Genomic DNA, 22038 nt, shown 5'->3' on the forward strand with positions numbered 1-22038 from the left:
GCCTGTGGTTATGGGTCCCCGCCCCCGTGCGCTTTGCGCACTAGGCGGGGACGACGCGCGGAGAGATCGCTGCCCCCGTCCTCGCCCTCGATCTCCTGCGGCAGCGCGATCACGACGCGGCCGCCGGCAATGTCGACCTCCGGCACCACCGCGTTTGAGAACGGCAGCAGCATCGTCGCGCCCTTCGGCGGCGCGATCTCGATGATGTCGCCGGCGCCGAAATTATGGATCGCGAGCACGCGGCCGAGCGGCTCGCCATCGGTGGTGACGGCGGCGAGCCCGATCAGGTCGGTGTGGTAATATTCGTCCGCGTCGGTTGCGGGCAACTTTTCGCGCGGAACGTAGAGCTCGATGCCGTTGAGGTGCTCGGCCTCATCGCGCGTCGTGACGCCCTTGAACGTTGCGACCAGATGATCCCTGGCCTCGCGCGCCGTCGCGACCTCGAACTGGCGCTTGCCGTCCTTGGACAGCAGCGGGCCGTAGTGCCTGACGGCGAAGGGATCTTCGGTGAAGGTCCAGAGCTTGACCGCACCGCGCACCCCATGCGCGGCGCCGATCCGCGCGACGCAGACCAGCGCCGACATCGACGGGCCTTACTTCGCGGCGGCTTCGGCCTGCGCCTTGCGCTCCTTGCGCGGCACGGCCTTCTCGGGGTTGTTGCGCGCTTCGCGCTTCTTGACGCCGGCGGCGTCGAGGAAACGCGCCACGCGGTCCGACGGCTGCGCGCCCTTGGCGACCCAGGCCTTCACCTTCTCCAGGTCGAGCTTGAGGCGCGCCTCGTTGTCCTTGGGCAGCAGGGGATTGAAATAACCAAGACGCTCGATGAAGCGACCATCGCGCGGAAAGCGCGAGTCGGCGACGACGACGTGGTAGACGGGACGCTTCTTGGTTCCTGCGCGGGCGAGGCGGATAACGACGGACATTCAGTTCTCCTTCAAAGTACGTTTTGTTCGGTTGATTGGTATTTTCGCGCCGCGCGAGACCGTGCGGTCCCTCGCGACGAATTCCTCATTTCTTCTTGCCGGGAAATCCGCCGAGCCCCGGAAGGGTCGGCTTGCCGCTGAGGCCTGTAAGCCCCGGCAAATTCGGCAGGCCCGAGCGAAGACCGGGCGGCAGATCCTTCGGCAGGCTGGGCAGACCTTGTCCGCCGCCGCTCTGCATCTTCTCCTGCATCGCCTTCATCTCTTCGGGCGAGGGCATCTTCATGCCGCCGCCGAAGCCCATGGCCTGCGCGATGCCGGCGAGCGGGCCGCGCTTGCCCGAACCCATCGCCTTCATCACGTCGGCCATGTTCCGGTGCATCTTGAGCAGCTTGTTGACCTGCTCGACGCTCTGGCCGGACCCTGCGGCGATGCGCTTCTTGCGGCTGGCCTTGAGCAGGTCGGGATGCCGGCGCTCCTCGCGCGTCATGGAATCGATGATCGCGACCTGGCGCTTCAGGATCTTGTCGTCGATGCCGGCCGCCGCGATCTGGTTCTTCATCTTGGAGATGCCGGGCATCATGCCCATCAGCCCGCTGATGCCGCCCATGTTCGCCATCTGCAGCAGCTGCTCGCGCATGTCGTTGAGGTCGAACTGACCCTTGCGCATGCGCTCGGCCGTGCGCGCGGCCTTCTCGGCGTCGATGTTGGCGGCGGCGCGCTCGACCAGCGACACCACGTCGCCCATGCCGAGGATGCGGCCCGCGATACGATCGGGATGGAAATCCTCCAGCGCGTCGGTTTTTTCTCCGGTGCCGAGCAGCTTGATCGGCTTGCCGGTGACCGCGCGCATCGACAGCGCGGCGCCGCCGCGGCCGTCGCCGTCTACACGTGTCAGCACGATGCCGGTGAGACCGACGCGCTGATCGAACGCGCGCGCGAGATTCACGGCGTCCTGGCCGGTGAGACTGTCGGCGACCAGCAGCACTTCATGCGGATTGGCGGCGGCTTTGATCGCGGCCGCCTCCGCCATCATGTCTTCGTCGAGCGTGGTGCGGCCGGCGGTGTCGAGCAGCACGACGTCGTAGCCGCCGAGCTTGCCGGCCTCGAGCGCGCGCTTGGCGATCTGCGGCGGCTGCTGGCCTGCAACGATCGGGAGGGTCGGAATGTCGAGGTCGCGGCCGAGCACGGCGAGCTGCTCCATCGCCGCCGGGCGATAGACGTCGAGCGAGGCCATCAGCACCTTGCGCTTGTCGCGCTGGACCAGGCGGCGGGCGAGCTTCGCGGTGGTGGTGGTCTTGCCGGAGCCTTGCAGGCCGACCATCATGATCGGCACCGGCGGCACGGAATTGACGTCGATGGTCTGGCCTTCGCTACCCAGCGTGTTGACCAGCTCGTCATGGACGATCTTGACCACCATCTGGCCGGGCGTGACCGACTTGACGACGGTGGCGCCGATCGCCTGCTCGCGGACGCGCTCGGTGAAGCTGCGCACCACCTCGAGGGCAACGTCGGCTTCCAGCAGCGCGCGGCGCACCTCGCGCATCGCGGCGTCGACGTCCTTTTCGGTCAGCGCACCGCGCCCCGTCAGACGATCGAGAATGCCGCCAAGCCGTTCCGACAGATTGTCGAACAATGCCGTTGTCCTGTTGCTGTCCTCCCGAAGGGGAGAAGCGCTCCGTATTCTCCATTTTCATGCCCCGCGCAGGCGGGGCATCCAGTACGCCGCAGCTTCTCGGTTCCAGCCGAGCCATCTCGGAGCACTGGATCCCCCGCCTGCGCGGGGGATGACCACTTCCTTGGCCAAACGATCTTCCAAACACCTTTGCGCCCGAGGGCGCACAGCGCTGTCGGGCGTTGACCTCCGGTCCTAAGACCGGTCGGCGGGTCGAAAAGAAAGCCTTTCCGAGAAAGTGGCGGGGTTAAACGCCGCTCCCGCCCAAATGTCAAGGAAAGTTAGGGTGCCGGGGCGCGCTTGGTAAGGCAAGGCACTGAAAAATATGACCTTTTTGGCCGCGGGTTCCTTTTCTGCCAGCCCGGCCCATATAGCCGGTGATGTCTTACCGTCCGACTATCCTTACGAGCCTGCCGGTCGCCCGACTCTTGGGGGCTGCTCGCCGGCGCCGGTGCTCTGGTCGGCATCCTCGCTCTGGATCTTCCGCATGAAAACCGATGACGGCCCCGGCTCCGACCATTTCAACGGCCTGCACTTCTTCGATCCGGACGGGGCGCCGCCGAAATCGCTTCGCGAGGTGCTGCGCTGGCAGTTCGGCGGCAAGCGCCAGCGCGCGACCTGGCCGGAATGGGCGCCCAGCCCGCATGCCGACACCCCGCCGGAGCGCGTCGAGGGCGACAAGGTGCGGCTCTCTTTCGTCGGCCACGCCAGCTGGCTGATCCAGGCCGGCGGTCTCAACATCCTGGTCGATCCGGTCTGGTCGATGCGGGCCTCGCCGGTCGCCTGGGCCGGGCCGAAGCGGCACAACGATCCCGGCATCGCCTTCGAGAAGCTGCCGAAGATCGATGTCGTGCTGGTCTCGCATGGACACTACGATCATCTGGATATCGCGACGCTGTCGCGGCTGACCAAGAATTTTGCCCCGCGCGTCGTCACCCCGCTCGGCAACGACGTCACGATGCGCGGCGCCGATCCCACGATCAAGGTCGAGGCCTTCGACTGGCACGACCGTGTCGAGCTCGGCAGCGGCATCGCCGTGCATCTGGTGCCGACACGGCATTGGACCGCGCGCGGCCTGTTCGATCGCAACAAGGCGCTGTGGGCGAGCTTCGTGCTGGAGACGCCGGCGGGCAGGGTCTACGTCGTCTGCGATTCCGGCTATGGCGACGGCCGGCACTTCCGCCGCGTCGCCGAAAGACATGGGCCACTGCGCCTCGCGATTCTCCCGATCGGCGCTTACGAGCCGCGCTGGTTCATGCGCGACCAGCACATGAACCCGGAAGATGCCGTGAAGGCGCTGCTCGACTGCGGCGCGCAGGACGCGCTCGGGCACCATCACGGCACGTTCCAGCTGACGGATGAAGCGATCGATGCGCCGGCGAAAGCACTTGTCGAAGCGCTCGATGCCGTGAAGATCCCGCAGGAGCGGTTCGTGGCGATGAAGCCCGGGCAGGTGGTGGAGATTTAGCAGAGAGTTCTCGTCATTCTCCGCCGTCGTCCCGGACAAGCGCAGCGCAGATCCGGGACCCATACCCACAGGGAGATGTTTGACCAAGACTCGGAGTGGGAGCCAGGCCCCACACTCCTTCCTGTGGTATGGGGGCCGGCCTTCGCCGGGACGACCCCGTTGTTGTCGCGAACAGAGTGCCTTTTACTGCCCCGGCTTGATCGCCCAGCTCACATTCACCGTCACCGACAGCGTCTCCTCGCCAGGGGCGACCGCGGCCTGCGGTGCTGCGGCCATTGGCGACGCCATGCGGCCCTTGAACAGCGGCACCGGGCCACCGCCCTCGGTGACGCTGAGCGGCGCACCCAGCGTCACGCCGGTGGCCTTGGCATAGACCTCCGCCTTGCGTCGCGCATCGGCGATCGCCTGCTCACGCGCATCGTCGAGCAGCTTTGACGCCTGGGTCACCTCGAACGAGATGTTGCCGATGTCGTTGGTGCCGGCGCTGACCAGCGTGTCGATGATGCCGGCCACCTTGGTCACGTCGCGAATCTTCACGGTGACGCGGTTGCTCGCGCGGAAGCCGACCACTGGCGAAGCGCCGGTGGATTTGTTCTGGCCGTATTGCGGCTGCAGCGACAGCCGCGAGGTCTGGTAGTCCTTCTCGGCGATCCCTGCGCCTTTCAGCGCCAGCAGCACCTTGCCCATCGCGGCGTTGTTGGCATCGGAGGCTTCCTTCGCCGTTCTGGCGTCGTTGGCGACGCCGGCATCGATTTGCGCCAGATCGGGCGCCGCCGAAATCGTGGCTTCGCCGCTCACCGAAATGGCGGATGGAAAGTCGTCGGCGCGCGCGGGCGCCGTCAGCAGTGCGGTGGCGAATACGGCGGCGGCGAGCAGGGCAGGCTTTTTCATCATTCTCACTTCAGCGGCACGAAAACATTGATCACGAGCTTGTCCTCGGCCGTCTTCAGCGGATCGGTGAGGTACTCCTCGATGAAGGTGTCCTTGGCTTCCAGCCTCTTGTCGTCGAGGTGATTGGTGATCGCCTCATAGGTGTTGTCCATGTTGTCGTAGGAGCCGCGATGGACGAATTTCAGCGCCTTGCCTTCCGGCGATTTGCCGATGCTCATGTCCTTGGGCAGGTTCTTGGGATCCTGGTCGACCGGGATCTCGGCAAGGAAGGTGAAGCCGGTGTCGTCGGTCGAGGTGTAGACGATCATCGAGTTGCCGGCTTGCTTGATGCCCTGCTTGTCCAGCAGCGTGTTGAGGGCCTTGAAGGCATCGATCAGCGTGTCGAAGGCCGAGTCCCAATTGGCAGTGCCCTTGACCATCACGACCTTCCTGGACTCGAGCGTAGTCTCGAGGCCGAAGGGATCGGCGGTCTGCACCGGAGCGGGGGTTGCGGCCGCCGCGGGCGGGGGCGTTGCCGGGCCGGGTGAAGCGCTGGCTGCGGGCGAAGGCGTCGCGGCCGGGGAAGGCGAGGCACTGGCCGCCGGCGCCGGGCTCGCCGCCGGGGCTGGCGAGGCGCTTGCCGCGGGGGCGGGTGCCGCCGACGGCGCAGGCGAGGGGCTTGCCGACGCGGCCGGCGCCGGGCTGGGTGTCTGTGCCGGAGCCCCGGACAGGCCAATCATGGCCGCCGCCGGGATCAGCGCGGCCAGAGCGAAACGGCGAAAACCAGTCATTCTATTCTCCCCAAGGCCTTGATCCACCATGGCCTCATTCATCAAGGCCTTACCCACCAAGGCCTCAATCCGGCCGCGCGTCCGGGTTCGCGCGAACCGCGCCGTTCTAACACGCGAGTGCCGAATTCGTCCCATGACAGATGCGTCATGGCCGATGTCCTGCCTTGCGGCCGCAAGTCACTGGCCAAGCGGGCAAGTATCGCCATATAAGGCAGGCGAAATTCGGGAATTTTCATGAGCGCGCTGGCCAATCACGCATTTGCCAAGATGAACGGCATCGGCAACGAGATCGTCGTCGTCGACATGCGCGATTCCACGGCAAAGGTGACGCCGGACGATGCGCGCGCCGTGGCGTCCGCCCAGGGCGGCGTGCCCTATGACCAGCTCATGGTGCTCCAGAAGCCGCGGCTGGACGGCACCGAGGCGTTCATCAGCATCTACAACAATGACGGCTCCGAGGCCGGTGCCTGCGGCAACGGCATGCGCTGCGTGGTGCGCCGCATCTTCGAGAAGACCGGGCAGACCACGGCGACCTTCGAGACGGCCGCCGGCCTGCTCAATGCCTGGCAGGGTCCGGCGGCCGATCTCTACACCGTCGACATGGGTGCGCCGAAGTTCGGCTGGCAGGACATTCCGCTGGCGGAGGAGTTTCGCGACACCCGCTACATCGAATTGCAGATCGGGCCGATTGACAATCCGATCCTGCATTCGCCCTCCGTGGTGAGCATGGGCAATCCGCATGCGGTGTTCTGGGTCGACGACGTCAACGCCTATGACCTCGAACGTTTCGGTCCGTTGCTGGAAAACCATCCGATCTTTCCCGAACGGGCGAACATCACGCTCGCTCATATCGTCGATCGCGAGCACATCACGATCCGCACCTGGGAACGGGGCGCCGGCCTCACCAGGGCATGCGGGTCGGCGGCTTGCGCCACGGCCGTCGCCGCGGCGCGGCTGAAGCGCGCCGAGCGCAAGGTCGAGATCACCTTGCCCGGCGGCAAGCTCGGCATCGAATGGCGCGAGCGCGACGACCACGTGCTGATGACGGGCACCGCGACCTTCGAATATGAGGGCCGTTTCGATCCGGCGCTGTTCGCGCCTGTCGCCTGATGGCCGTCGACATCGTCACCTTCGGCTGCCGCCTCAATGCCTTCGAGGCCGAGGTGATCCGCAGCAAAGCGGAGGGCGCGGGCCTTTCCGACACCATCGTCATCAACAGCTGCGCCGTCACCAACGAGGCGGTGGCGCAGGCGCGCCAGTCGATCCGCAGATTGAAGCGCGAGCGGCCCGGTGCGCGCATCGTCGTCACCGGCTGTGCCGCGCAGACGCAAGCTGCGATGTTCGCCGACATGGCCGAGGTCGATCGCGTCGTCGGCAATGACGACAAGATGCGCGGCGAAGCGTGGCGCGAGACGCATGCGGCGTTCGGCAGCGGCACCAGCGAGAAGATTGCCGTCAGCGACATCATGTCGGTGAAGGAGATGGCGCCGCATCTCGTCGACGGCTATGCGAGCGGCCTGCCGCGTGTGTTCGTCCAGGTGCAGAATGGCTGCGACCATCGCTGCACCTTCTGCATCATCCCGTTCGGCCGCGGCAATTCGCGCTCGGTGCCGATGGGTGCCGTGGTGGAGCAGGTGCGGACACTGGTCGAGCGTGGTCATGCCGAGATCGTGCTGACCGGCGTCGATCTCACCAGCTACGGGACCGATCTGCCGGGTGCGCCGAAACTCGGCATGCTGACGAAGCAGATCCTGCGGCACGTGCCGGAGCTGAAGCGCCTGCGCATCTCCTCCATCGATTCGATCGAGGCCGACGGCGATCTGCTCGATGCCATCGCCGACGATTCGCGGCTGATGCCGCATCTGCATCTGTCACTGCAATCGGGCGACGACATCATCCTGAAACGCATGAAGCGGCGGCATTCGCGGCGCGACGCCATCGCGTTCTGCGACCAGGTCCGCCGCCTCCGCCCCGATGTTGCCTTCGGCGCCGACATCATCGCGGGCTTCCCGACCGAGACGGAAGAGATGTTCTCGCGCTCGCTCGACCTCGTCGATGAATGCGGCCTGACGTTTCTCCACGTCTTCCCCTATTCGCCGCGTCCCGGCACGCCGGCCGCGCGGATGCCGCAGGTTGCGGGCGGCGCGATCAAGGAGCGCGCGAAGCGGTTGCGGGCAGCGGGTGAAGCGGCGTTGCGGCGGAGGCTGCAAGCCGAGATCGGCGCAACGCGCGAGGTGCTGATCGAGAGCGTGGGGCAGGGCCGCACGGAGCACTATTTGCCGGTGTCGATTGCGGGCGAGTGTGTTGGAAGCGTGGTGTCGCGCAAGATTACCGGCAGCGATGGCGAGCGGCTGACTGCATAACAGGTGTCGTCGCCCGGCTTGACCGGGCGACCCAGTACGCCGCGGCTTCTCGATTCAATCTCCGGCGTCTCTGAATACTGGATCACCCGCCTTCGCGGGTGATGACAGCGTCGTACTTGGCGATCGCCCTCGCCTCAATTGCGCCGCTACGACGCCCGTACCTGCCAGAATCGCAGCGTGCGCCGCGCGTCCTCCGTCGTCATGAGCGCATAATGCCCCTGCGCCCGCGCGAGATCCGCCGGCTTCATCGTGCCGATCGCAAAGCGGCTCTCGAGCACGGCCGCCGTCGTGTCCCAGCCGAGCTGCGCCGCCTTGCATGGCACCAGCAGACCGTCCTCGCGGAGGCTCTGCATCAGCGGGCGAATCACCTCGACCGTCGACCCGGACAACGCCGCCAGGGCCGCCACCGTCTCCTCATAACGCCGCTGTCTGGCGAAGCCGAGCAGCGTCGCCTCGTCGAGCTGGCCGGTCGCCGCGAGACGCGCAATCGCGCGCTTGGCGCCTTCGAAATCGCGAGCGCCGGACATCTCGCGCTCGACGCCGACGGTGACGGCGGCGATGGCGCTCTGGATCTCCTCGAACAGGTGCGGCGGTGCGCGCGATAGCAGCCGGGTGCGCACCGCGTCCGTCGCCGAGCGCAGCAATTGGCGGCGCAGCTCCGAGGGCAGATCGACGCGGACGCCGACGCTGACCGCGAGCTCCGGGTCGCTTTCGGCCTGTCCGACGATGATGGCGAATCCGTTGCCTGACACACGCGCGCCGGGATTGGCGACGAGCCGTCGGCTGACGCTGGGATAGCGGCGCGCCAGCAGCGCGTCGGTGACGATCTCCTTCAGCCACCAGCGGCCCGCCACCGCGAGCAGATGCGGCTCGCCCTTGCTGGAGGCGATCTTCACCAGCTCGCCGTCATCGAGGCGCGCGGATTCCTGCAGCACGGGGCCGGCGATGCGGATCTCGTCATTGTTGGCGAGGCGGCGCATCACGGACGGCGGCGCCTGCGCGATCGGCGCGAGCTGCGCGCTGATCTCGGCCAGCGCGATGCGTGCGCCCATGTCGGCGATGGCGCGCAGCTCGATGGTGCCGATCAGGCGTTCGAGCACGTCGTCGAACAGCGCGATCTGCTCGTCGTCGAAGCTGCCGGCGGAAGCCAGGAACAGGTCGGTGACGCGCCGGGCCGTCTCCAGCCCCTTTTCCGCCGAGCCGGTCCGAATCGCGGATTCGACCTCGTCGACGATCGATAGCCCGGCCTTGGTCATCACGCGCGGCTCGTCCTGAGCGGATACGGAAGCTTGTTCTAAGCAACCGCTATCATTAGAGCGGAGCACTGAAGGTTTGGTAAACCATGGGGAGCGGAGGGGTCGCGAGCTTGGCGAGCTTTCGCCGCGAATGCGGTGCGCTCCCTCCCCCGCTTGCGGGGGAGGGCTGGGGAGAGGGTTGTCTCGACAACGGGACAGTCTCCAAGAAACGGGACAATCCCCAAGAGGAGAGAGCCCTCACCCGCGCCTTCGGCGCGACCTCTCCCGCAAGCGGGAGAGGTTGGCGGCACCGCCGCTCACTCCCCATTCCACCCGCAAGCCCTGAGCTTTTCGTGCATATGCGGCGGGGCCGGCGCCACCACGCGGACCGGCTCCTTGTTCCGGGAGATCGGCACCACGATCTCGCGGGAATGCAGGTGCAGGCGCGGCTCGCCGAAGCGCGGGCCGTTGCCGTAAATGTTATCGCCGAAGATCGGCCAGCCGCTCGCGGACGCGTGCACGCGCAATTGATGGGTCCGGCCGGTGACGGGTTCCATGGCGAGCCACGTGAGGCCCTCGCCGCGGCCCATCACCTTCCAGTTGGTGACGGCCTTCTGCCCCTCCGGGTCCGGCTTCTGCCACCAGCCGCGCTCGGCATTGAGCCGGCCGAGCGGCATGTCGATGGTGCCTTCGTCCTCGGCAGGCCCGCCCTCGACCACGGTCCAGTAGGTCTTGCCGATCTTGCCGTGCTTGAAGAGGAGACCGAGCGAGGCGGTCGCCTTGCGATGGCGGCCGAGCACGAGGCAGCCGGAGGTATCCTTGTCGAGCCGATGGGCCAGCACCGGCGGTCGCGGCAGGCCGAATCGCAGCGCGTCGAAGGAATCCTCCAGATTGGCGCCGCCCTTGGGGCCGCGATGCACCGGCAGGCCGGCCGGCTTGTCGATGATCAGCATCAGCCCGTCGCGATGGAGCACGCGCGACAAAATCTCCTCGGCGGTCAATTCGGGAACATCGAGCAATGGCAAGACTTTCGTTTAATCGCCGGAACGGCTAACACACGCCCGCCATGAACGATACCTCCGAAACCCCCAAGCTGAGCTGGTGGCGCCGCCTGTCCAACGGGCTGAAGCGCACCTCGTCCTCGCTCGGGACCGCGGTCGCCGACCTCGTCACCAAGCGCAAGCTCGACCGCGCCATGCTCGACGACATCGAGGACGTGCTGCTGCGCGCCGATCTCGGCACGCAAGTCGCGGTCCGGATCGCGGAGGCCGTCGGCACGGGACGCTACGACAAGGCGATCTCGGCGGACGAGGTCAAGGACGTGGTCGCGACCGAGGTCGAGAAGGTGCTGTCGCCGGTGGCAAAGCCGCTCGAGATCGACGCGGCCAAGAAGCCATTCGTGATTCTGGTCGTCGGCGTCAACGGTTCCGGCAAGACCACCACCATCGGAAAGCTCTCGCAGAAATTCGCGTCCGAAGGCCGCAAGGTGATGCTCGCCGCCGGCGACACGTTTCGCGCAGCCGCGATCGAGCAGCTCAAGGTCTGGGGCGAGCGGACGAAGACGCCGGTCATCGCCGGCGCGCAGGGATCGGATTCGGCGAGCCTTGCCTTCAACGCGCTGACCGCGGCGAAGGAGCAGAACACGGACGTGCTCCTGATCGACACCGCCGGCCGCTTGCAGAACAAGGCCGAGCTGATGAACGAGCTCGAGAAGGTCGTGCGCGTCATCCGCAAGGTGGACGCCACTGCGCCGCATGCGGTGCTGCTGGTGCTGGATGCCACCGTCGGCCAGAACGCGCTGTCGCAGGTCGAGGCCTTCCATCGCACCGCCGGGGTCACCGGGCTCGTCATGACCAAGCTCGACGGCACCGCCCGCGGCGGCATCCTGGTGGCGCTCGCGGAGAAATTCAAACTGCCGGTGCATTTCATCGGCGTCGGCGAAGGCGTCGACGATCTCGCGCCCTTCACCGCGCGCGACTTCGCCCGCGCCATCGCCGGAATCGAGTCATAGGTTTCTTTCGTCATCCCCCGCGAAGGCGGGGGATCCAGTATTCCGAGGCGCCTGTGGTCTGCAACGAGCGGCACGGCGTACTGGATGCCCCGCCCCCCGTGCGCAATTGCGCACTAGGCGGGGCATGACAGCAACAAAGGTCAGGTAATGGACAAGACCCAGCCGCATCCACTGTTCAAGCTCGCGACCGAGCTCGGTCCGCTGCTCGTGTTCTTCTTCGTGAACGCGAAGTTCAACCTGTTCGCCGCGACCGGCGCCTTCATGGTGGCGATCGCCGTCGCGATGGTGGCCTCCTACATGGTGACGCGCCACATCCCGATCATGGCGATCGTGACCGGCGTGGTCGTGCTGGTGTTCGGCACGCTGACCCTGGTGCTGCACGACGAGACCTTCATCAAGGTCAAGCCGACCATCATCTACGGCCTGTTCGCCGCGATCCTCGGCGGCGGCCTGCTGTTCGGCCGGTCCTTCATCGCCGTGATGTTCGACCAGGTGTTCAATCTGACCCCTCAGGGCTGGCGTATCCTGACGCTGCGCTGGGCGCTGTTCTTCGCCGGCATGGCGGTGCTGAACGAGATCATCTGGCGCACCCAGAGCACGGACTTCTGGGTGAACTTCAAGGTGTTCGGCGTGACGACGCTCACCATGGCCTTCGCCATCGCCCAGTTGCCGCTGACCAAGCGCTATCACCTCGAGCCGGTATCGCTGGAGACCAGCGAGGCCGAGGCGGGGGATGTGAGCAAGGGGTAGGGCGAAGCCACCCTCCGCATGCCGCTGTCATGCCCCGGCTTGACCGGGGCATCCAGTACGCCGCGGCTTCTCCGTGTTCCACTGATGTCTCTGGAATACTGGATCGCCCGATCAAGTCGGGCGATGACAGTTGGGTGTGTCGCACGAGCGCGGCGATCAGCTCCCCGCCCCCAGCGCCTTCTCCATCTGCGGCAACAACACCTTCCGCAGATTGTCCGGCGTGATCGGGCCGACCAGCTTGTAGACGATGGTGCCCTCGCGTCCGACGACGAACGTCTCCGGCACGCCGTAGACGCCCCATTCGATCGAGGCGCGGCCGTTCGTGTCCACGCCAACGCGGCTGAACGGGTTGCCGTAGCGCCCCAGGAAACGGCGCGCGTTGTCGGCGGCGTCCTTGTAGTTGATGCCGACGACCTGGAAGCGCTTGTCCTTGGCGAACTCGGTCAGCAGCGGCGCCTCGTCATGGCACGGCACGCACCAGGACGCCCAGACGTTGACGAGAGTGACCTTGCCCTTGAACGCGGCGGGATCGAGCCCCGGCACCTGCGCATTGCCAGCCTGCAATCCCTCCAGCGGCGGCAGCAGCGTTTGCGGCGCCGGCCGACCGATCAACGCGGAAGGAATTCGCGAGGGATCGCCGCTGCCGAGCCGGAACCAGAACAGCAGCGCAAGTCCGATGAAGGCGATCAGCGGCAGCACCATCAGGAAGGTGCGGCGCTGCGGTGGAGCGGAGCTCGACTGATCGCTCATCGCAGCTCCGTCGCGCTGCGGCCGGAACGGCGCGTGATGCCGCGCTCCTCCAGCTCGCGCAGGCGCTGCGTCTGGCTGCGATAGTCGACCATGACCCAGCCGATCAGGATCGCGACCACGACGGCCGCCGCGGCATAGGACGTCACGATGAAAGAGGCGTAGGGACCGAGCGACATGATCAAGCGGCCCCGACTTCGTTTGAAGCGTTGTCTCCACGCGAACCGCTTTCGCTCGCGAACGCGATGCGGCTTGCCTGCATCATCTGCAGCGAGCGGACGCGGCGGCGCAAAATCTCGTTGCGCATCGCTGCCAGGTGCAGCGTGACGAACAGCAGCGTGAATGCGACCGCCATCACCAGCAGCGGAATCAGGAACGACTTGTCGAGGGCGGAGCCGCCCATGCGCATCACCGAGGCCGGCTGGTGCAGCGTGTTCCACCAGTCGACGGAGAACTTGATGATCGGCAGATTGATCGCGCCGACCAAGGTCAGCACCGCCGCCGCACGCGCTGCGCGCGAGGGATCGTCGACCGCGCGCCACAGCGCCATCAGGCCGAGATACATCAGGAACAGGATCAGCACCGAGGTCAGCCGGGCATCCCATTCCCAATAGGTGCCCCACATCGGCCGGCCCCACAGCGATCCCGTGAGCAGGGCGAGGAAGGTGAAGGCGGCGCCGATGGGAGCAGCTGCCTTGGCGGCGACGTCGGCAAGCGGATGCCGCCACACCAGCGTGCCCAGCGAGGCGATGCTCATCACGCCCCACACGAACATCGACAGCCAGGCATTGGGCACGTGGATGAACATGATCTTGACGGTCGCGCCCTGCTGATAGTCGTCGGGCGCGAGCGCGGCCTGATAGAGACCGATCGCGAGCAGGATGACGGTCGCGGCCGCAAGCCACGGCAACACCCGCGCGGTCAGCGCGAGGAACCGGGTCGGGTTGGCGAGGTCGATCAGCGTCATGGTATCCTGATAATCACCGGGGGCCGCTCAGGCAATCAGCACGAAAGCCCGTCTCGAAAGTTGATCGGGGTCAAGGTCGGTCGAGCCCATCTCAATCGAGACCATGCCGCAGGCTCGCCGCTGCCGCGAACGGGCCGATCACGAAGCTGACCAGCGACAACGCGCACAGGATCGAGAACGGCGCGCCGAACGTCATGGGACCGACGATCACGGCCTGGGAGGCGGCAACCCCGAAGATCAGCACGGGAATCGACAGCGGCAGCACCAGCACGGCCATCAGCAGCCCGCCGCGGTGCAGCGTCACCGCAAGCGCCGCGCCGATCATGCCGGTGAAGGTCAGCGCCGGGGTGCCCGCCAGCAGCGTCAGCGGCAGGCCGGCGGCCAGCCAATGCGCCAGCGCCTTGGCGGCGCAGGCGAGTTCCAGCGGCGTCCGGCTCATCGTGATCAGGTCGAGCGAGCCGTCCTCGTGGTCGGCCATGAACAGCCGGTCGAGGGTCAGCAGGCTCGCCAGCAGCGCACCGAGCCACAGGATCGCCGGCCCCAGCCGCGACAGCAGCGCCAGATCCGGCCCCACCGCGAACGGCATCAGCACCACCACGGTGAGGAAGAACAGCACGCCGATCAAGGCCCCGCCGCCGACGCGGAGAGCGATTTTGATGTCCCGGCGGATGAGGGCGGCAAGGGCGGTCATGGGGGGCTCCCATCGTCCCGCTGGCGCGACGCGCTCCCTCCCCCGCCTGCGGGGGAGGGTCGGGGAGAGGGTGCCTCGACAACGAAGATTCCCCCAGAGGAGAGAACCCTCACCCGCGCCTTCGGCGCGGCCTCTCCCGCAAGCGGGAGAGGCGAGCACACCGCCAGAGCAGAGCTTGGCCGCTCGGAAAGCTGAGGGTGAGGCCGGCTCATGCCACACCCCCGATCCGAAGCTCCCGCGAATCAATGCCGAGCGGGCCATGGGTGGCCGCGATGATCAGCCCGCCGCGGTCGAGATGCTCCCGCATCAGCCCGCCGAACATCGCTTGGCCGGCGACGTCCAGCGCGTTGGTCGGTTCGTCCAGCAGCCAGACCGGGCGGCGGACGGTCAGCAGGCGGGCCAGCGAGAGCCGGCGGCGCTGGCCGGCCGACAGGAACGCCGCTGGCAGATCGACGGCATGGGCGAGGCCGACGGTCGCAAGGCTGGCGGCGGGGTCGGTGGGCTCGCCGCCTAGAAAATCAGCCCAGAATGCCAGGTTTTCCGTCACGCTCAGCGCCGGCTTCAGGGCGTCGCGATGGCCGAGATAGTGGCACTGCTCCGGCAGCGTCAGTTCGCCGTCGCTCCCGTCCAGCGCAATCGTCCCGCCGGCGGGAACGAGCAGGCCCGCGATCAGCCGCAGCAGCGAGGTCTTGCCCGATCCGTTGCGACCCACCACCGCCACGGCTTCGCCCGAGGCGGCCGCGAAATCGAGCCCGGCGAACACCTCGCGTCCGCCGCGCACGCATCGGAGCCCGTGACCGGAAAGCCGCATCTCGCCTCGTTTCAACCCGCTCAAAGCCGGGCCTCAGGAAATCTTGGGGTAGCGCATGGGAATTTTTGGCTCGCGAATTGCTGCGGCACGATTGTGGCTGTGGCGGCGCGGTTAGAAAGCTTCTATAAGCCCGGAACTACTTGATGCAGCAACTCAACCTGCCCCTGCAAGCGGCCCAGCCTGATACGCTGACGGTGTTAAAATACCCTGCCGGGTATAGCTAACAATTGGGATCTCCTCCATGACCTCGCTCGACAGCTTCAAATGCAAAAAGACCCTCAAGGTCGGCGCCAAGACCTATGTGTATTACAGCCTGCCCACGGCCGAGAAGAATGGTCTGAAGGGAATTTCGAAACTTCCCTATTCGATGAAGGTCCTGCTCGAGAACCTGCTGCGCAACGAGGACGGCCGTTCGGTCAAGAAGGAAGACATCGTCGCGGTGTCGAAATGGCTGCGCAAGAAGTCGCTGGAGCATGAGATCGCCTTCCGCCCGGCGCGCGTCCTGATGCAGGACTTCACCGGCGTGCCCGCGGTCGTCGACCTCGCCGCGATGCGCAACGCGATGCAGAAGCTCGGCGGCGATGCCGAGAAGATCAATCCGCTGGTGCCGGTCGACCTCGTCATCGACCACTCCGTGATCGTGAACTTCTTCGGCGACAACAAGGCCTTCGGCAAGAACGTCGCCGAGGAATACAAGCAGAATCAGGAGCGCTACGAGTTCCTGAAGTGGGGCCAGAAGGCGTTCTCGAACTTCTCCGTCGTGCCGCCCGGCACCGGCATCTGCCACCAGGTCAACCTCGAATATCTCGCCCAGACGGTCTGGACCAAGAAGGAGAAGATGACGGTCGGCAAGAAGACCGGCACCTTCGAAGTCGCCTATCCCGACTCGCTCGTCGGCACCGATTCCCACACCACCATGGTCAACGGTCTCGCCGTGCTCGGCTGGGGCGTCGGCGGCATCGAGGCGGAAGCCTGCATGCTCGGGCAGCCTCTGTCGATGCTGCTGCCCAACGTCGTCGGCTTCAAGCTGAAGGGCGCGCTGAAGGAAGGCGTCACCGCGACCGACCTCGTGCTGACCGTGACGCAGATGCTGCGCAAGCTCGGCGTCGTCGGCAAGTTCGTCGAGTTCTTCGGCCCCGGCCTCGACCACCTCTCCGTCGCCGACAAGGCGACGATCGCCAACATGGCGCCCGAGTATGGCGCGACCTGCGGCTTCTTCCCGGTCGATGCCGCCGCGCTCGATTATCTCAAGACCTCCGGCCGCGCCTCGGCGCGGGTCGCGCTGGTACAGGCCTATGCCAAGGCGCAGGGCCTGTTCCGCACCGCCAAGTCGCCCGATCCGGTGTTCACGGAGACGCTGACGCTCGACCTCGGCGACGTTGTGCCGTCGATGGCCGGCCCGAAGCGTCCCGAAGGCCGCATCGCGCTGCCGACCGTCGCAGACGGCTTCTCGCTCGCGCTCGCCAGCGAGTACAAGAAGGCTGAGGAGCCTGCCAAGCGCTTCCCGGTCGAAGGCAAGAACTTCGACATCGGCCATGGCGACGTCGTGATCGCCGCCATTACCTCCTGCACCAACACCTCCAACCCGAGCGTCCTGATCGGCGCCGGCCTGCTCGCGCGCAACGCCGCCGCGAAGGGCCTCAAGGCCAAGCCGTGGGTGAAGACCTCGCTCGCCCCGGGCAGCCAGGTGGTCGCGGCCTATCTCGCTGATTCCGGTCTGCAGAAGGATCTCGACAAGGTCGGCTTCAACCTGGTCGGCTTCGGCTGCACCACCTGCATCGGCAATTCCGGACCGCTGCCCGAGGAGATCTCGAAGTCGATCAACGACAACGGCGTCGTCGCGGCCGCCGTGCTGTCCGGCAATCGCAACTTCGAAGGCCGCGTCTCGCCGGACGTGCAGGCGAACTACCTGGCCTCCCCACCGCTGGTCGTCGCCTATGCGCTCGCCGGCAGCGTCACCAAGAACCTCGCCACCGAGCCGCTCGGCGAGGGCAAGGACGGCAAGCCGGTCTATCTGAAGGACGTCTGGCCCACGACCAAGGAGATCAACGCCTTCATGAAGAAGTTCGTGACCGCGTCGATCTTCAAGAAGAAGTATGCCGACGTGTTCAAGGGCGACACCAACTGGCGCAAGATCAAGACGGTCGAGAGCGAGACCTATCGCTGGAACATGTCCTCGACCTATGTGCAGAACCCGCCTTATTTCGAAGGCATGAAGAAGGAGCCGGAGCCGGTCACCGACATCGTCGAGGCGCGCATCCTCGCCATGTTCGGCGACAAGATCACCACCGACCACATCTCGCCGGCGGGTTCGATCAAGCTCACCTCGCCCGCGGGCAAATATCTCAGCGAGCACCAGGTGCGTCCCGCGGACTTCAACCAGTACGGCACGCGGCGCGGCAACCACGAAGTGATGATGCGCGGCACCTTCGCCAACATCCGCATCAAGAACTTCATGCTGAAGGGCGCCGACGGCAACATCCCGGAAGGCGGCCTGACCAAGCACTGGCCCGACGGCGAGCAGATGTCGATCTACGACGCCGCGATGAAGTACCAGGAGGAGAAGGTGCCGCTGGTGGTGTTCGCCGGCGCCGAATACGGCAACGGCTCTTCGCGCGACTGGGCCGCGAAGGGCACGCGCCTGCTCGGCGTTCGCGCCGTGATCTGCCAGAGCTTCGAGCGCATCCACCGCTCCAACCTGGTCGGCATGGGCGTGCTGCCGCTGACCTTCGAGGAAGGCACGTCCTGGTCGTCGCTGGGTCTCAAAGGCGACGAGAAGGTCACGCTGCGCGGCCTCGTCGGCGACCTCAAGCCGCGCCAGAAGCTGACGGCCGAGATCGTCTCCGGCGACGGTTCGCTGCAGCGCGTTACGCTGCTCTGCCGCATCGATACGCTGGACGAGCTCGACTACTACCGCAACGGCGGCATCCTGCACTACGTGCTGCGCAAGCTGGCGGCGTAAGCGCGGATTTGTGAACGATGGCTCACTGCGAAGTGAGTAGAAGCCTCAACGAAGGCGGCCTATCAAGGGCCGCCTTCGCGCGTTTGCGGTACGCTTCAGATGGGCCCGCCCGGCGGAAGACCTTCCCTTGGACGGTCGCCTGGTCGGACGAACGTACCGCGCTCCGTAAGACTACGGTGACCATCAGGCGATAAGATCTCTCCTCCCACGAGCAACGGTGTGCGGCGTTTCGACATGACGACAATGACGGCTTCTCATCCGATTTCGCGCTGGTCCAGTACCCTCTGGTCGGGGGCTCTCGGCATCTGTGCCATCGTCGCCGTCGTCCGTCCTGTCCACGCCGATCCCCGCGCCGTGGTTGAGCTGTTTACCTCGCAGGGCTGCTCGTCCTGCCCGCCCGCCGACCAGATCATCGGCGATCTCTCGAAAGACCCGTCGATCATCGCGCTGAGCATGCCGATCGATTATTGGGATTACCTCGGCTGGAAAGACACGCTGGCGGACTCGCGCTTCTCTGCACGGCAGCGCGCCTATTCGCGCATGCGCGGCGACCGCGAAGTTTACACGCCGCAGGTCGTCGTCAACGGCTCCACGCATGTCATCGGCAGCGATCGCGCCGGCATCGAGAACGCGATCGGAAAAACCGACAAGGGCACTGGCGTGATGAGCGTGCCGGTGACGATGTCGCTCTCCGGCAAGCAGATCAACGTCTCGGTGGCCGCAAGCAAGGAGCCCGCGGCCTCGCGCGGTGAGGTCTGGATCTGCTCGATCTCCAAGTCGGTGCCGATCGCGATCACCCGCGGCGAGAATCGCGGACAGCAGGTCACCTATCACAACGTGGTGCGCAACCTGCTCAAGGTCGGCGACTGGACCGGCCGTCCGGAAAGCTGGACGGTGCCGATCGAGAACCTCACGCGCGACGGCGTCGACGGCGCGGTGGTCTACGTCCAGGACGGCAGCCGGGAGAAGCCCGGCCCGATGCTGGGCGCGGCGTACACGTCGCTGCACTGATTCGATTCTCTCGCCAGCATCGCACTCGCTCTTACCCTCATGGTGAGGAGGCGCGCCCTGGCTCGCGTCTCGAACCATGAAAGGCCCCTCCACGTGAGCCGGACATCATCCTTCGAGACACCGCGCAAGCGCGGGTCGCGCGGGATGATGAGAGAAGCTTCAGGCTGACGAGAGGGAAAGCGCGCCGGCAGAAACATCCCGACACAGACAAAAAAGGACCAACTTGCGTTGGCCCTCCTTGCCGTGCGTACAGACCCGATCCTGTTCGACCCCGGGGGGCTGGGGGCTGAGGAATCCGGAACCGAAAGGACCGGGTCAACGCACATGAGTCTTATCGCAATGCAGGGCGGCGGGCGCTTGGCGGAAAAGCGGCGACACTATGATTCCTGCTAACGATCCCGTGACGGTTTGCCGCGACAAAGTTCCACCATTGCGTGTGTCCTGGTTCGCCACCGATTCGACGGGTTGAACAAGGGGCCCCCTTGCAGTGCGTAACGGTTGGCGCAATCATGCGATTGTCATGAACGCGGTTCCGGGGACGGTCTTCGCGGACGCGGGTCATTGGCGTGCGATGAGGAGGCGCTTCCCATGGGTCTGATGTCGGAGGATGCCGAACCGAGCGAGCAGCGCGCGGCGGCGCGCCCCGCCGCGGCGAATGCACAGCCGAACCGGGTGACGTTCAACCGGCTCGAGCTGCACCGCATTCTCAACCTCTACGGCCGCATGGTCGCCGATGGCGAGTGGCGCGACTACGCCATCGACTTCCTGAAGGACCGCGCCGTGTTCTCGGTCTATCGCCGCGCTTCGGAAGTACCGATCTACCGCATCGAGAAGGACCCGCGGCTCGCGCGCAAGCAGGGCATGTACAGCGTGATCTCGGCGACCGGCCTCATCCTGCGCCGCGGCCATGAGCTGGAGCGCGTGCTGCTGGTGATCGACCGGAAGCTGGCGGTGGTGTGACGTTTGTAGCCCGGATGGAGCGCAGCGTAATCCGGGGCCGTATCCGCGGATAAACCCATCCCGGATTGCGCTGCGCTCCATCCGGGCTACGAGGCCCTACGTCCCCGGCACCGTGCTCGCGCCCTCGCCCAGGTCGCGCTGCATCATCACCGTATCCAGCCAGCGGCCGAATTTCAGCCCGACATTGGGATGCGTGCCGATCATCTTGAAGCCGCCCTTGGTGTGAACGCCGATCGAGCCCGCATTGGCGGAATCGCCGATCACCGCGATCATCTGGCGGAAGCCGCGCGCCTCGCATTCGGCGATCAGCCGTTCCAGCAGCAGCGAGCCGACGCCGCGGCGGTGGAAGGAAGGATCGAGATAGATCGAGTTCTCGACCGTGAAGCGATAGGCCGGCCGCGGCCGGTACGCGCCGGCATAGGCGTAGCCGGCCACGCGGCCGTCGAGCATGGCGACGAGATAGGGATAGCCGCCGTCGATCAGCGCGCGATACCGGCGCGTCATTTCAGTGAGGTCGGGCGGCTCCAGCTCGAACGTCGCGGTGCCCTCGCGGACGGCCTGCTGATAGATGGCGGTGATGGCGGGAAGGTCGGCCTCGGTCGTAGGCCTGATTTCGGGTGCGGACATGGCGGGGAAGATTAGAGTCTTCCCGCGGCGGCTGGAAGGGGCCAGGAGCCTCTCCGCGTCGTCATTGCGCCCGCAGCCAAGCAATCCAGAAATGCATCCGCGGAGGGACTCTGGATTGCTTCGTCGCAAGGGCTCCTCGCAATGACGAGGAGAGGCATAGTCCCACAAACAAAAACCCCGGCCTTTCGGCCGGGGTTCGTGTCGTTCTCTCAGTCTGGCGCTTACTCGCGCTGGCCGAGGAGCTGCAGCAGCAGCGTGAACAGGTTGATGAAGTTCAGGTACAGCGACAATGCGCCGGTGATGGCCGCACGCTCTGCGATGTCGCCGCCGGCCGAAGCATAGCCGTAGATGTAGTCGTTCTTCAGCCGCTGCGTATCCCAGGCGGTGAGGCCCGAGAACACCAGCACGCCGACCACCGACACGATGAACTGCAGCATCGAGCTGGCCAGGAACAGGTTGACCAGGCTGGCGAGGACGATGCCGATCAGGCCCATGAACAGGAACGAGCCCATTCCGGTCAGGTCACGCTTGGTGGTGTAGCCGTAGAGGCTCAGGGCACCGAAGGTCGCCGCGGTGATGAAGAACACCCGCACGATCGAGGTGTGCGTGAACACCAGGAAGATCGACGACAGCGAGATGCCCATCAGCGCCGAGAACACCCAGAACAGGATCTGCGCGGTCGAGGGTGCCAGACGGTTGATGCCCGCCGAGATCACGAACACCATCGCGAGCGGCGCCAGGATGAACAGCCACTTGAGGGGGCTCACGAACATCGCGTAGCCGAACGGCGTCAGGAACATCTTGCCGACCCGGACGGCATCCGGGGTCGCAACGTCAGTCACGGCGGCCATGTAGACGCCGAGCGCAGCGAGACCGGTGATGGCCAGGCCGATGGTCATGTAGTTGTAGATGCGCAGCATGTAGGCGCGCAGGCCGGCATCGACCGTCGCGGCGTCGACACGCCCGGCGGCCCTGCCGAAGGGAGAAGCGTAGTTACGGTCTAGGTCCGACATGGTCGAATTCCCGTTGGTTGGCCGGTCCGGCATGAGGGTCGCAATGCCGCCGGTTCGTCAAATTCTATCTCGGATTACCAATCGCGCCGACTAAATTTTGGCTAACAATCGGGTCTCCGAACCCATCCGATATGTGGGAAACTAACACATTCGATGCAACCATCCA

General features: G+C 66.0%; 22 protein-coding genes. 8 read left to right on the forward strand and 14 right to left on the reverse strand.

Annotated features, from left to right (window positions below):
* Positions 1–8 precede the first annotated feature (8 nt).
* From rimM to ffh, 3 genes are all read right to left on the reverse strand, one after another.
* Positions 9–584, reverse strand: coding sequence for a ribosome maturation factor RimM (gene rimM, locus AX729_RS35775; RefSeq protein WP_061029296.1), 576 nt, complete (start codon positions 582–584; stop codon positions 9–11).
* Between the two features lie 9 nt (positions 585–593).
* Entirely contained in the window at positions 594–923 is a 330-nt protein-coding gene (gene rpsP / locus AX729_RS35780; protein WP_061029298.1) for a 30S ribosomal protein S16, read from the reverse strand.
* Positions 924–1008: 85 nt separating this feature from the next.
* A complete protein-coding gene (gene ffh, locus AX729_RS35785; RefSeq protein ID WP_061029300.1) occupies positions 1009–2556 on the reverse strand; it encodes a signal recognition particle protein in 1548 nt (515 codons plus the stop codon).
* Positions 2557–3082: 526 nt separating this feature from the next.
* Between ffh and AX729_RS35790 the strand changes: the two genes are divergently transcribed.
* Complete coding sequence (locus AX729_RS35790) at positions 3083–4063, forward strand: MBL fold metallo-hydrolase (RefSeq protein ID WP_061029302.1); 981 nt, start codon at positions 3083–3085, stop codon at positions 4061–4063.
* 183 nt (positions 4064–4246) lie between these two features.
* Here AX729_RS35790 and AX729_RS35795 read toward each other — a convergent pair whose 3' ends face one another.
* Both AX729_RS35795 and AX729_RS39245 read right to left on the reverse strand, forming a co-directional pair.
* A complete protein-coding gene (locus AX729_RS35795) occupies positions 4247–4954 on the reverse strand; it encodes an SIMPL domain-containing protein (RefSeq protein ID WP_061029368.1) in 708 nt (235 codons plus the stop codon).
* Positions 4955–4959: 5 nt separating this feature from the next.
* Positions 4960–5724: a GyrI-like domain-containing protein gene (locus AX729_RS39245; protein WP_061029304.1), complete on the reverse strand. Its 765-nt coding sequence runs from the start codon at positions 5722–5724 to the stop codon at positions 4960–4962.
* A gap of 234 nt (positions 5725–5958) precedes the next feature.
* On the opposite strand from AX729_RS39245, the gene dapF reads away from it, so the two are divergent.
* On the forward strand, positions 5959–6834 hold the full coding sequence (gene dapF, locus AX729_RS35805; protein ID WP_061029306.1) for a diaminopimelate epimerase: 876 nt from the start codon (positions 5959–5961) through the stop codon (positions 6832–6834).
* Complete coding sequence (gene mtaB / locus AX729_RS35810) at positions 6834–8087, forward strand: tRNA (N(6)-L-threonylcarbamoyladenosine(37)-C(2))-methylthiotransferase MtaB (RefSeq protein WP_061029307.1); 1254 nt, start codon at positions 6834–6836, stop codon at positions 8085–8087. The genes dapF and mtaB overlap by 1 nt, the downstream gene beginning before the upstream one ends.
* Positions 8088–8233: 146 nt before the next feature.
* On the opposite strand, the gene AX729_RS35815 is transcribed toward mtaB, so the two are convergent.
* Both AX729_RS35815 and AX729_RS35820 read right to left on the reverse strand, forming a co-directional pair.
* Positions 8234–9343, reverse strand: a complete 1110-nt coding sequence (locus AX729_RS35815) for a DUF2336 domain-containing protein (RefSeq protein ID WP_061029309.1) — start codon at positions 9341–9343, stop codon at positions 8234–8236.
* Between the two features lie 296 nt (positions 9344–9639).
* Positions 9640–10341: an RluA family pseudouridine synthase gene (locus AX729_RS35820; protein ID WP_061029313.1), complete on the reverse strand. Its 702-nt coding sequence runs from the start codon at positions 10339–10341 to the stop codon at positions 9640–9642.
* Positions 10342–10388: 47 nt separating this feature from the next.
* Here AX729_RS35820 and ftsY point away from each other — a divergent pair, with 47 nt between their 5' ends.
* Positions 10389–11333 (forward strand): signal recognition particle-docking protein FtsY, encoded by a 945-nt coding sequence (gene ftsY / locus AX729_RS35825; protein WP_061029315.1) that lies wholly within the window; start codon positions 10389–10391, stop codon positions 11331–11333.
* A gap of 147 nt (positions 11334–11480) precedes the next feature.
* A complete protein-coding gene (locus tag AX729_RS35830) occupies positions 11481–12083 on the forward strand; it encodes a septation protein A (RefSeq protein ID WP_061029317.1) in 603 nt (200 codons plus the stop codon).
* A 156-nt stretch (positions 12084–12239) separates the two neighbouring features.
* On the opposite strand, the gene AX729_RS35835 is transcribed toward AX729_RS35830, so the two are convergent.
* The 5 genes from AX729_RS35835 to ccmA all read right to left on the reverse strand — a co-directional run bounded on the left by AX729_RS35835 (position 12240) and on the right by ccmA (position 15299).
* Positions 12240–12833, reverse strand: a complete 594-nt coding sequence (locus tag AX729_RS35835; protein ID WP_061029318.1) for a DsbE family thiol:disulfide interchange protein — start codon at positions 12831–12833, stop codon at positions 12240–12242.
* Positions 12830–13015 carry a heme exporter protein CcmD gene (ccmD, locus tag AX729_RS35840; protein WP_082770630.1) on the reverse strand — a complete coding sequence of 62 codons (186 nt, stop codon included), beginning with the start codon at positions 13013–13015 and terminating at the stop codon, positions 12830–12832. The genes AX729_RS35835 and ccmD overlap by 4 nt, the downstream gene beginning before the upstream one ends.
* Complete coding sequence (locus tag AX729_RS35845; protein ID WP_061029322.1) at positions 13012–13797, reverse strand: heme ABC transporter permease; 786 nt, start codon at positions 13795–13797, stop codon at positions 13012–13014. Before AX729_RS35845 ends, ccmD begins: the two co-directional genes overlap by 4 nt.
* 91 nt (positions 13798–13888) lie before the next feature.
* A complete protein-coding gene (gene ccmB, locus AX729_RS35850) occupies positions 13889–14488 on the reverse strand; it encodes a heme exporter protein CcmB (RefSeq protein WP_061029324.1) in 600 nt (199 codons plus the stop codon).
* Between the two features lie 208 nt (positions 14489–14696).
* The gene (ccmA, locus tag AX729_RS35855) at positions 14697–15299 is read right to left on the reverse strand and encodes a heme ABC exporter ATP-binding protein CcmA (RefSeq protein WP_061029326.1); all 603 of its coding nucleotides are present in this window, start codon (positions 15297–15299) and stop codon (positions 14697–14699) included.
* 241 nt (positions 15300–15540) lie between these two features.
* Here ccmA and acnA point away from each other — a divergent pair, with 241 nt between their 5' ends.
* The 3 genes from acnA to AX729_RS35870 all read left to right on the forward strand — a co-directional run bounded on the left by acnA (position 15541) and on the right by AX729_RS35870 (position 20232).
* A complete protein-coding gene (gene acnA, locus AX729_RS35860) occupies positions 15541–18261 on the forward strand; it encodes an aconitate hydratase AcnA (RefSeq protein WP_061029328.1) in 2721 nt (906 codons plus the stop codon).
* Between the two features lie 234 nt (positions 18262–18495).
* Positions 18496–19272: a DUF1223 domain-containing protein gene (locus tag AX729_RS35865; RefSeq protein ID WP_061029370.1), complete on the forward strand. Its 777-nt coding sequence runs from the start codon at positions 18496–18498 to the stop codon at positions 19270–19272.
* Between the two features lie 588 nt (positions 19273–19860).
* Positions 19861–20232, forward strand: a complete 372-nt coding sequence (locus AX729_RS35870) for a DUF2794 domain-containing protein (protein WP_061029331.1) — start codon at positions 19861–19863, stop codon at positions 20230–20232.
* Positions 20233–20328: 96 nt separating this feature from the next.
* Here AX729_RS35870 and AX729_RS35875 read toward each other — a convergent pair whose 3' ends face one another.
* Entirely contained in the window at positions 20329–20859 is a 531-nt protein-coding gene (locus tag AX729_RS35875; protein ID WP_061029333.1) for a GNAT family N-acetyltransferase, read from the reverse strand.
* 221 nt (positions 20860–21080) lie between these two features.
* Positions 21081–21872 (reverse strand): Bax inhibitor-1/YccA family protein, encoded by a 792-nt coding sequence (locus AX729_RS35880; RefSeq protein WP_061029372.1) that lies wholly within the window; start codon positions 21870–21872, stop codon positions 21081–21083.
* Positions 21873–22038: the final 166 nt, after the last annotated feature.

The organism is Bradyrhizobium sp. CCH5-F6, from assembly GCF_001556045.1.
Taxonomy (GTDB): Bacteria; Pseudomonadota; Alphaproteobacteria; order Rhizobiales; family Xanthobacteraceae; genus Bradyrhizobium.

What these genes read in the sequence shown, in the direction of transcription:
- AX729_RS35880 (WP_061029372.1), bottom strand. Translation starts at nt 21,872, where the DNA reads ATGTCGGACCTAGACCGTAACTACGCTTCTCCCTTCGGCAGGGCCGCC.
- AX729_RS35865 (WP_061029370.1), top strand. Translation starts at nt 18,496, where the DNA reads ATGACGACAATGACGGCTTCTCATCCGATTTCGCGCTGGTCCAGTACC.
- AX729_RS35790 (WP_061029302.1), top strand. Translation starts at nt 3,083, where the DNA reads ATGAAAACCGATGACGGCCCCGGCTCCGACCATTTCAACGGCCTGCAC.
- ccmA (WP_061029326.1), bottom strand. Translation starts at nt 15,299, where the DNA reads ATGCGGCTTTCCGGTCACGGGCTCCGATGCGTGCGCGGCGGACGCGAG.
- AX729_RS35845 (WP_061029322.1), bottom strand. Translation starts at nt 13,797, where the DNA reads ATGACGCTGATCGACCTCGCCAACCCGACCCGGTTCCTCGCGCTGACC.
- AX729_RS35815 (WP_061029309.1), bottom strand. Translation starts at nt 9,343, where the DNA reads ATGACCAAGGCCGGGCTATCGATCGTCGACGAGGTCGAATCCGCGATT.
- AX729_RS35870 (WP_061029331.1), top strand. Translation starts at nt 19,861, where the DNA reads ATGGGTCTGATGTCGGAGGATGCCGAACCGAGCGAGCAGCGCGCGGCG.
- AX729_RS39245 (WP_061029304.1), bottom strand. Translation starts at nt 5,724, where the DNA reads ATGACTGGTTTTCGCCGTTTCGCTCTGGCCGCGCTGATCCCGGCGGCG.
- AX729_RS35795 (WP_061029368.1), bottom strand. Translation starts at nt 4,954, where the DNA reads ATGAAAAAGCCTGCCCTGCTCGCCGCCGCCGTATTCGCCACCGCACTG.
- AX729_RS35875 (WP_061029333.1), bottom strand. Translation starts at nt 20,859, where the DNA reads ATGTCCGCACCCGAAATCAGGCCTACGACCGAGGCCGACCTTCCCGCC.
- rpsP (WP_061029298.1), bottom strand. Translation starts at nt 923, where the DNA reads ATGTCCGTCGTTATCCGCCTCGCCCGCGCAGGAACCAAGAAGCGTCCC.
- dapF (WP_061029306.1), top strand. Translation starts at nt 5,959, where the DNA reads ATGAGCGCGCTGGCCAATCACGCATTTGCCAAGATGAACGGCATCGGC.
- mtaB (WP_061029307.1), top strand. Translation starts at nt 6,834, where the DNA reads ATGGCCGTCGACATCGTCACCTTCGGCTGCCGCCTCAATGCCTTCGAG.
- acnA (WP_061029328.1), top strand. Translation starts at nt 15,541, where the DNA reads ATGACCTCGCTCGACAGCTTCAAATGCAAAAAGACCCTCAAGGTCGGC.
- ccmB (WP_061029324.1), bottom strand. Translation starts at nt 14,488, where the DNA reads ATGACCGCCCTTGCCGCCCTCATCCGCCGGGACATCAAAATCGCTCTC.
- AX729_RS35830 (WP_061029317.1), top strand. Translation starts at nt 11,481, where the DNA reads ATGGACAAGACCCAGCCGCATCCACTGTTCAAGCTCGCGACCGAGCTC.
- ftsY (WP_061029315.1), top strand. Translation starts at nt 10,389, where the DNA reads ATGAACGATACCTCCGAAACCCCCAAGCTGAGCTGGTGGCGCCGCCTG.
- AX729_RS35835 (WP_061029318.1), bottom strand. Translation starts at nt 12,833, where the DNA reads ATGAGCGATCAGTCGAGCTCCGCTCCACCGCAGCGCCGCACCTTCCTG.
- rimM (WP_061029296.1), bottom strand. Translation starts at nt 584, where the DNA reads ATGTCGGCGCTGGTCTGCGTCGCGCGGATCGGCGCCGCGCATGGGGTG.